Source organism: uncultured Eudoraea sp., assembly GCF_947258525.1.
GTDB lineage: Bacteria > Bacteroidota > Bacteroidia > Flavobacteriales > Flavobacteriaceae > Eudoraea.
In genome coordinates, this window is the sequence record NZ_CAMYIP010000128.1 from 5,980 (window position 1) to 14,889 (window position 8,910).

Annotated in this window: 9 protein-coding genes; 5 read left to right on the forward strand and 4 right to left on the reverse strand. The window is 40.9% G+C overall.

All coding sequences use genetic code 11. The features are described from left to right. The 3 genes from Q0X89_RS09885 to Q0X89_RS09895 all read right to left on the reverse strand — a co-directional run. Positions 1-417, reverse strand: a 417-nt coding sequence (locus Q0X89_RS09885) for a hypothetical protein (RefSeq protein ID WP_297693627.1), incomplete at its 3' end; no start/stop codon positions are given. A 162-nt stretch (positions 418-579) separates the two neighbouring features. Further along, positions 580-1,005 carry a nuclear transport factor 2 family protein gene (locus Q0X89_RS09890; protein WP_297693629.1) on the reverse strand — a complete coding sequence of 142 codons (426 nt, stop codon included), beginning with the start codon at positions 1,003-1,005 and terminating at the stop codon, positions 580-582. A gap of 87 nt (positions 1,006-1,092) precedes the next feature. After that, on the reverse strand, positions 1,093-2,166 hold the full coding sequence (locus tag Q0X89_RS09895; RefSeq protein ID WP_297693631.1) for an adenylate/guanylate cyclase domain-containing protein: 1,074 nt from the start codon (positions 2,164-2,166) through the stop codon (positions 1,093-1,095). 474 nt (positions 2,167-2,640) lie between these two features. Between Q0X89_RS09895 and eat the strand changes: the two genes are divergently transcribed. The 5 genes from eat to Q0X89_RS09920 are packed head-to-tail and all read left to right on the forward strand — an operon-like array spanning position 2,641 to position 8,204. Beyond that, positions 2,641-3,966: an ethanolamine permease gene (gene eat, locus Q0X89_RS09900; RefSeq protein WP_297693633.1), complete on the forward strand. Its 1,326-nt coding sequence runs from the start codon at positions 2,641-2,643 to the stop codon at positions 3,964-3,966. 14 nt (positions 3,967-3,980) lie between these two features. Continuing rightward, a complete protein-coding gene (locus tag Q0X89_RS09905; RefSeq protein WP_297693635.1) occupies positions 3,981-5,339 on the forward strand; it encodes a glutamine synthetase family protein in 1,359 nt (452 codons plus the stop codon). Positions 5,340-5,350: 11 nt separating this feature from the next. After that, entirely contained in the window at positions 5,351-6,124 is a 774-nt protein-coding gene (locus Q0X89_RS09910) for a glucose 1-dehydrogenase (protein WP_297693637.1), read from the forward strand. After that, positions 6,124-7,506: an aldehyde dehydrogenase family protein gene (locus Q0X89_RS09915; protein ID WP_297693639.1), complete on the forward strand. Its 1,383-nt coding sequence runs from the start codon at positions 6,124-6,126 to the stop codon at positions 7,504-7,506. The genes Q0X89_RS09910 and Q0X89_RS09915 overlap by 1 nt, the downstream gene beginning before the upstream one ends. Further along, complete coding sequence (locus Q0X89_RS09920; protein ID WP_297693640.1) at positions 7,503-8,204, forward strand: hypothetical protein; 702 nt, start codon at positions 7,503-7,505, stop codon at positions 8,202-8,204. Before Q0X89_RS09915 ends, Q0X89_RS09920 begins: the two co-directional genes overlap by 4 nt. Positions 8,205-8,286: 82 nt before the next feature. On the opposite strand, the gene Q0X89_RS09925 is transcribed toward Q0X89_RS09920, so the two are convergent. Beyond that, positions 8,287-8,664 carry a DUF2200 domain-containing protein gene (locus Q0X89_RS09925; RefSeq protein ID WP_297693641.1) on the reverse strand — a complete coding sequence of 126 codons (378 nt, stop codon included), beginning with the start codon at positions 8,662-8,664 and terminating at the stop codon, positions 8,287-8,289. Positions 8,665-8,910: the final 246 nt, after the last annotated feature.

An 8,910-nucleotide genomic window follows, 5' to 3' on the forward strand; every position in this document is an offset into this window, starting at 1 on the left:
CATGGCAATGATCGTAATGGCAGTTGCCCGCCAAACAGGTTTGTCAACAAAAACGATCAAGAGCGCAGCAGCCACAATAATATAAGGAATGATTTTGAAAACATTGGTTCTGTATTCGCCGATGGATTTCTCTGTGCGGGTTATTTCCGATTTTACAAACTCGGTTGGATTGGCGTTGTATGCCTCGGCAAAGCTTGTAACACGCGATTTATTGGCGAAGAAAATACCCACGCCAACTGCCATAAGCAAAAGGCCAACCACCAATGTCGGGATGATGTAAGCTTTGGCCATTTCGGTTTTACCGAGCTGTCTGAACCCTATGCTTGCGGTTAAAAATAGAATCGCGAAAAAGATGAAGAATCGGGCCGAGAAAACTTCAGCTTTGGACCATTCGGTAGCTATTTTTAATATTTCCATAGTTTATTGGATTAATTACACACAACGGCCCTGGCTATATTTGGTTTTAGGAGTTGTTGTGCTGGCACGACATATCCAGAAAGGTTCACCCCGTTAATAGTGTTTCGTATAATGTGTTACTTAAATCAAAGACCATTACTCAAAATACAATAGAACTAAAAATCAGCGAACATGAAATAGAATATTGACAATCTGCCATCCGTCATTAGTTTTCACCAAATGCAGATAATCAAGATATTCCAGTGATAATACCCTTGCTGCGGCTATATCCTTATCGATGTCATCAACATAGATTTCATATTCCGCATCTGGATTTTCCCCACCGCCTTTACTGGTCAATTCAACCATTCTTGACTTTGGTACCATTCGCAGCGTTATATCGATCTCAGAGCTATCCTTAAGAGGGATTCGTTTTACAAGATCGTTGTGCAGAGAACGGTCCATGCGTTCAGTATCACCTTTATACCAGCCCTCAATATAATCACGGAGAGCGTTTTCAACTGCTGTTTTTTCCTCTGCTATGCCGGGGGTTTGTGCATTGGCTGTAAAGCAGAATGTCATGACGGAAATTAGGAGTAAGTACTTCATTGTTAGAGTTTTTTGTTTGTTTCAATTTTGGTTAGAAAGTTTTCATTAGAATAATCACCAATAGCGTTAAAAAATAAATAATTCCATTCAGGCTCTGTTTACCGCGTGAACAGTAACCGCTGTTTTTTTTCCTTTGAGCAACTCTTCTCCCATACGTTTACTTTGTAAAAGATCATCAGGATACAGACTTTGAACAAGATGGTCTGAAACCAATAATTGCTCTTCATACGCATTGCACATACCCTGAATGCGGGCTGTTGTATTAAGCACATCCCCATGGTAGGCAATTTCCCGTTTGATAAGGCCTACTTCAGCCACGATCACTTTTCCAAGGTGGACACCTGCCTTGAAAAATGGACGTAAGCCGTATGTTTTTTCATAGTGATCGGATTTGCTTGCTAATACTTCCATATAATCAAAGTAGCAGTGAATACAATGATTATCTTCAAGTCCGCTTTCCACGGGCCAACTCATTACCGCTTCATCCCCTACATACTGGTAAATTTCCACAGCATGCTTTTTAATAACCGGTGTGAGATCGGCAAAGCAATCCTGGATCAGGCGGCTGAATTTAATATGTCCAAGTTTTTCCGCAATGGTCGTTGAAGATCTGAGGTCTAGAAACATAAATACACGTAATTCTTCCCGTGGATTCCGGTACTTGCCAATAAACATTTTCCACAGGATACCTGGTCCGAACTTTTGGCTTACCATTCTTACGAAAGAGATGATCCCGGCTACCACTAGAAAATACACAAAAACGACCCAATAGATCTTACTCCTCAGGATCTGGGCGATCTCACCAGGCTCCAGAGCAGCATTCGTAAAAACCTGAGTAACCAGTATGGCAATAGCCATCATGATCTTGACCGCAATGAAGAAAAGGATCAACTTACCCATAATGATCCGAATGTAGGAACGCCGCTGAAAAAAAGGGCGATCAAAAAGTAGTTCAATGCTTCCGTAGACAACTCCTGCAAAAGCACCTATCAGTATGATCATCAATAATAACTGCCGGGGTTCAAGTTCTCTGATAGGACTGTCAATTCCCTCGCTACCCACTCCGTAACTTCGTAAAAATATGTAGAGCATGATGGCGATGATCCAAGCCAGTATCATCTGCAAATAGAAGGACAAAACGGATTTAGTATTACTTCTCATCGTGTTGGATCAAATCATTTGGGCAGTAGCGTGTCATTTTGCGAGCAGCCAAACCATGTCGAATTACTAATAACTAAGATAGGGATTTAGTGCAAGCCTTAGCTGCCTCACTGCGTGAGCAAATTACAAATGACAGGCAAATTCTAATTCCTACCTAAGAAAATATACGTAGTGGAATTTGGTACTTGGATTTTACCAAGCTTCGCTTGGTTTTATAGTCGTTGTTGATGTTAGTAATTACTAAGAACAAAAATTACTCGAGGGAAAAAAGAATTCCCGCGTCAAAGACTTGATAAAATTCCTGGTCATACTCTCTAATAAAACAACTTTGATTTGCTTTCTGATAATGCAATTCTCTTGGCAAGCTGAGAGGAAACTAACCAGTCATAATCTACAATGTAAGATACTTTGGACTTTTTAAAATAGAATTTAAATTGATAATTGATTAGTTTAGAGTGTTTCAAGTAAAAACCTATGTCGGACCATAACTCAAATCCAAAACTTGAACGTAAACTCGGCCCATTGATGCTGTGGGGTCTGGGTGTAGGCTATGTTATTTCAGGAATGTACTTTGGATGGAATCTTGGCCTGGAACAAGGCGGAACATTGGGCCTGGCAGTTGCCACAACTTTTATCATCATTATGTATTTGGCCTTCACTTTCAGCTATACCGAAATGGCATGTGCTATTCCAAGGGCGGGAGGAGCTTTTGACTATGCCCATAAAGCTGGTGGAAAAGACCTTGGATTTTTTGCAGGATTGGCTCAGAATATCGAGTTTATATTCGCACCTCCGGCCATTGCATTTGCCATTGGAGCGTACCTTAACTTTCTAATACCATCATTGTCCATCATGTCAATTGCTATTGTGGCATATGTCATATTCACAACAATTAATATTTATGGTATTGAGGCAGCCGCTAAATTTGAATTATTTGTGACTATTTTGGCCGTGCTGGGCTTAGTGTTATTTTTCTTCACAGCAGCACCAGAATTTAAGGTCGAGAATCTAAGTAAAAATGCACTTCCAAATGGATGGCAAGGAGCTTTTGCGGCAATTCCATTTGCCATCTGGTTTTTTCTGGCAATAGAAGGAGTAGCCAATGTTGCTGAAGAAACTATAAATCCCCAAAAGAATATCCTGGTGGGATTCGGATCAGCATTATTGACTTTAATAACGCTTTGTATCCTTACTTTCACCTTTTCAGTAGGTGTTGATGGATGGGAAACAGTAGTATATCAGGCAGGATCTGGTGAAGCCTCTGACTCTCCTCTTTCATTGGCCCTGAGCCATTTTTTGGGAGAAAATACTATCATGTTCAAGATCATTGGCTTCATCGGATTATTTGGTCTTATTGCTTCTTTTCACGGTATTATTTTAGCCTCTGGTAGAGCTACTTATGAGTTCGGTAGAGTGAGATTTGCTCCGGCATTTCTGGGGAAAATAAGCCCTCGTTTTAAAACACCTGCCAATGCACTTATCGTAAATTCTCTAATTGGTATTGTTGCATTATTTACCGGAAAAACAGGAGAGATCATTACCATCGCTTGTTTTGGTGCACTCAGTCTATATATTCTCTCAATGATATCTGTCATCAGGTTGAGACGTAATTTTCCTGAGATGGAAAGACCATTTAGAGTACCCTTGTATCCGATCACCCCAATTATTGCTTTGATCATAGCTACCATTGCCTTCATAGCAGTTACTATTTATAACCCGATCCTTGCTTTGATTTACTTTGGCATTCTTCTCGTTAGTTATATTTGGTTTAAGTTAACCCATAAAGACCGATCACATTGAAAGTAAAAGGAAAGTTGAACATAGACGAGCTCAAAAAAAAGGTAAGATCAGAAGAAATTGAAACCATAATAGTTGCCTTTACGGATCATTATGGCAGATCGATGGGCAAGAGGTATGATGGAGATTTTTTTCTTGAGTCCGTAGTGGATTCTGGTTCTCATGCCTGTGATTATCTGCTAACGACTGATATGGAGATGGAACCTGTTCAGGGATATTCCTTTGCAAATTGGGAGCTGGGATATGGAGATTTTCATCTGATCCCTGATATGAGTTCTCTAAGAATTGCGGCCTGGCTAGATAAAACTGCGATAGTTCTTTGTGATATTCATAACGAAAAGAACCACAGCCAAGTGAAGGTTGCCCCCAGGAGCATTCTAAATGAGCAGATCTCCAAACTGAAGCAGTCTGGTTTTAGCGCATTCGCTGCCACAGAGCTAGAGTATTACTTGCTTGAAAATGACTACAGATCTCTTCATGAGAGTAATTATGGCTCGCTCAAACCTGCAGGATGGTATATAGAAGATTATCATATTCTTCAAGGAACCAGGGTGGAGGACTTTACTGCTAGTGCCAGAAAGTTCTTGAAGAATTCAGGAGTTCCCGTAGAAAATTCCAAAGGAGAATGGGGATTAGGACAGCATGAATTGAACGTTCAATATGCCGAGCCAAAGGAGATGGCTGACAGACATATTATCTATAAACAATGTTTGAAAGAATTGGCAGATGAGATGGGTATTTCTGTCACTTTTATGGCCAAACTTCAGGAAGGTGGTGCAGGTTCAAGCTGTCATACTCATATAAGCTTATTCAAAGGCGAGGATAATATATTTAACGGTACTGAGGAATACGGCCCGGTAAAAGGATCAAAAGAATTCGGCTCCTTCTTGGCGGGGTGGATCAAATATGCACCGGATGTTATGGTATTTTATGCTCCAACGATCAACTCTTACAAAAGATTTGTTGATGGTTCATGGGCACCCACTAGGCTTGCGTGGAGTAGAGACAATAGAACAGCAGGTTTTCGGGTTGTTGGTTCTGGAAAGAGCTTTCGGATCGAATGTAGGATTCCCGGAGCAGATTGCAATCCTTATCTGGCAATTGCTGCTTCTCTTGCAAGTGGATTAAGAGGAATAGAAGAAAAGCTGTCACCACCTGAATGTTTTGTAGGAGATGTGTATGCGGCAGAACACCTTCCCCATGTACCCAGAACATTGAAAGAAGCCTGCGACATTTTTTCTTCTAGTAAATTTGCCAGAGACGCATTCGGTAAGGAGGTCATTGATCACTATACTCATTTTTATAAGCAAGAGATAAAGGCATACGAATCCCAGGTGTCGGATTGGGAAAGAAAGAGATATTTTGAAAGGATCTAAAAAATTTTTTAATGAAATTGAAAGATAAAGTCGCATTGATCACGGGTGGAAGCAGTGGAATAGGAAAGGCATCTGCAATATTATTTGCGAAGGAAGGAGCAAAAATAGTCATCGCTGATGTGAATGATGATGGAGGAAAGGAGACCGTTGAGGAAATATTAGAAATGGGATACTCAGCTGCATATGTCCACTCGGATGTTTCAAGATCAGAAGATTGCAGAAAGATGATCGAGTTTGCAGAATCTACATATGGGCAACTCGATATCCTTTTTAACAATGCAGGCATCATGGACTCGCGAGATGACAATGCCGAAGTCACTAATGAAGATACCTGGGATCTGACGATGAATATAAATGCCAAAGGAGTATTTCTGGGATGCAAGTATGGAATACCTGCATTGAAGAGAGCCGGGGGTGGGAGCATCATAAATACGGCTTCATTTGTATCGCTTTTAGGTGCTGCAACTCCTCAAATAGCCTATACGGCCAGTAAAGGAGCTGTATTGGCACTTAGCCGGGAACTAGCCGTTATTCATGCTCGCGAAGGAATTCGTGTAAATGCCCTCTGCCCGGGTCCCCTGCGCACGGAATTATTGATGAAATTTTTGGATACTGAAGAGAAGAAACAACGCAGATTGGTACACATTCCAATGGGAAGGTTTGGTGAAGCGGAGGAAATGGCAAAGGCAGCTCTTTTCTTAGCCTCAGAAGATTCTTCTTATATAACGGGATCTGATTTTGTAGTTGACGGTGGGATCACAGCTGCGTACGTAACACCTGAATGATGAGCTCTTTTGATATAATTAGTCCGTCAACAAACGAAATTTTAGCGCATCGGGACTATTCCGACGGCAATGCAATTGAAAAAGCACTGGCTAAAGCGACCGCGGCTTTTAAAGAGTGGAGACGTACTTCGCTAGCGCAAAGAGCTGAAATTTGCCTGAAAATGATTCAGCACTTTCAGAATAACATCGAATTATTTTCGGAAGAAATTACTATGCAAATGGGGCGTCCGATCCAATATTCTCCTTTTGAGATCAAAGGGGGTTTGAGGGAAAGGGCGGAATACATGATCAAAATTGCCGCAGATACACTAGCTGACCAAAAGGTTTCTGAATTAAATGGATTTGAGAGGTTTATTAAAAGAGAACCGTTAGGAACGATCTTGGTACTTGCACCCTGGAACTATCCTTACTTGACCTCGGTAAATACGATCATTCCTGCATTGATGGCGGGAAATACGGTGATCCTTAAGCATGCAACTCAAACAGCCTTGTGTGCGGAAAGATATTTAGAGGCATTTCAAGCTGCGGGACTGCCTGATGGTGTCTTCGAGATCTTACATCTTGACCATGATCAGGTATCTGAGATCATAAAGGATAAGAGAATAGCCTATACAGCTTTCACCGGTTCAACGGAAGGGGGGAAAGCCATACAGAAAGCAATAGGCACAAGATTCATATCATCAGGTCTGGAGCTTGGTGGAAAGGATCCGGCATATGTATGCAGTGATTCGGATCTGGGCAATAGTATCAAAAACCTGGTGGACGGAAGTTTTTTCAATTCTGGCCAGTCTTGTTGCGGTATAGAGCGGATCTATGTGCAAGAAGATGTGTTCGATGAGTTTGTTGATGGATTTGTAAAATTGACTAAGAATTATATTCTGGATGATCCAATGAACAATGCCACAACACTTGGACCAATGGTCCGAATAAAAAATGCCCAGTCGGTAATTGATCAAATAGAAAGTGCGGTTGCAAATGGAGCTGTAGAATTGATAGATCGTGATGATTTCCCTATAATGCCTTTACCATATTTGGCTCCGCAGGTACTAATAAATGTTGATCATATGATGGACATTATGAAAGAAGAGACATTTGGTCCGGTAGTAGGGATCATGCCAGTTAAAAGTGATGAACAAGCTGTCAAACTGATGAATGATAGTCGATATGGACTCACCGCCTCAATTTGGACCAATGACTTGGAAAGAGCCCTCCGGATAGGGGATCATGTAGAAACAGGAACCTGGTTTATGAATCGATGTGACTACTTAGATCCTGAACTCGCATGGACAGGGGTTAAAGATTCGGGAAAAGGTTGCACACTATCCACTCTGGGCTATAATCAAGTGACTCGCCCAAAATCTTTTCATTTGAAATTGAAATGAAAGCTGCATTATTGATATGTGATCATGTCCCGGAGGAACTGAGCAAGATCCACGGGACGTATATTGAAATGTATGCCGATCTCTTTCCTGCCATCGCTTTGGAAGCCTATTTTGTTATAGACAATGAATTTCCAGAGCTTGAAGAATACGACATTTTTATAAGCACGGGTTCCAGATATTCGGTATATGATGACATACCCTGGATCGAGAAGTTGAAAAAAATGGTCAAAGAAATTTATGATCTGCGAAAGATATTTATAGGGATCTGTTTTGGACATCAATTGATCGCAGAGAGCTTAGGAGGCAAAGTAGAAAGGCATCAAAGTGGATATCTTATAGGGGTTCATGATTTTAAATTCAACCATAAATTATCTTGGATGAAACCTGGAGCAGATGGATATAAGATCTTAATGCTTTGCCAGGATCAAATTACTGCCCTTCCAAAAGGATCACTTGTTCTTTCTAAGTCAGCCGAATGCGCCATTGGAATGTATACGGTGGGAAGCACTTTCCTGGGTATTCAAGGTCATCCGGATTTCTCGAAGGAGTACAACAAGGCCATCTTCGAATCAAGGGCGGACAGGATAGATTCTGATAAAATTGAAAAAGCGAACAAAAGTCTTGGAGAGGAGCCCTCTTTAATATTGTTAAGGAGTTATATGCATAATTTTATTTTGGGGCAAACCAACAATAGATAAGCACAACGGCCTCGGACTGTCCCGCCAAGGCAGGATTACCATTACCAAGCGAAGCTTAGTTTTAGGTGTTGTGGCACCAGCTTTATTTCTTTTCTTCTCGTAAAATTTTCTCCATTTTGCGACCTCTTGCCAATTCATCAATAAGCTTTTCCATACGTCTGCATTGTCTATACAATTCAAATTCATCCGCTATTTCTTCAATTCGATAACCACAAACGACTCCATTGATCATGTGTGCATTGGGATGAATTTCTGCTTTTTCAAAAAATGTTCTGAAAGTAACTTTCTCATCAATAAGCGCTTGTAATTGATCTTCATCAAAGCCCGTGAACCATTCTATTACCTGGTTCAGTTCTTCTTTGGTTCTGCCATTCTTTTCCAATCTATTCAGGTAAAGAGGATAGATGGATGCAAATATCATATTTGCGACTTTTTCATTTTTTTCGACCGTAACTTTCATTTTAATTGATTTTGAAGTGAGTAGTGCTAACGGTTAGTATATGAAGCGTTGCTGTCCCGCCTTAGGCGGGCATCAATGATCTAATAGTCTTTGTTGTGTGTAGGTGTTTTATTTTTCATTACGCCCATGGATTGTATGAACCAAAATTCCATATGTACCCTTCTGGATCTTGACAACTGTATCCACGACCACCATAGTCCTCGTCTTTTATATCTAATACTATTCTTGCTCCAGCTGCAATTGCCG

Bases quoted from the DNA above. Each gene is read 5' to 3' on its own strand.
- Q0X89_RS09915 (WP_297693639.1), top strand. From the start codon at position 6,124: ATGAGCTCTTTTGATATAATTAGTCCGTCAACAAACGAAATTTTAGCG.
- Q0X89_RS09925 (WP_297693641.1), bottom strand. From the start codon at position 8,664: ATGAAAGTTACGGTCGAAAAAAATGAAAAAGTCGCAAATATGATATTT.
- Q0X89_RS09895 (WP_297693631.1), bottom strand. From the start codon at position 2,166: ATGAGAAGTAATACTAAATCCGTTTTGTCCTTCTATTTGCAGATGATA.
- eat (WP_297693633.1), top strand. From the start codon at position 2,641: ATGTCGGACCATAACTCAAATCCAAAACTTGAACGTAAACTCGGCCCA.
- Q0X89_RS09910 (WP_297693637.1), top strand. From the start codon at position 5,351: ATGAAATTGAAAGATAAAGTCGCATTGATCACGGGTGGAAGCAGTGGA.
- Q0X89_RS09920 (WP_297693640.1), top strand. From the start codon at position 7,503: ATGAAAGCTGCATTATTGATATGTGATCATGTCCCGGAGGAACTGAGC.
- Q0X89_RS09890 (WP_297693629.1), bottom strand. From the start codon at position 1,005: ATGAAGTACTTACTCCTAATTTCCGTCATGACATTCTGCTTTACAGCC.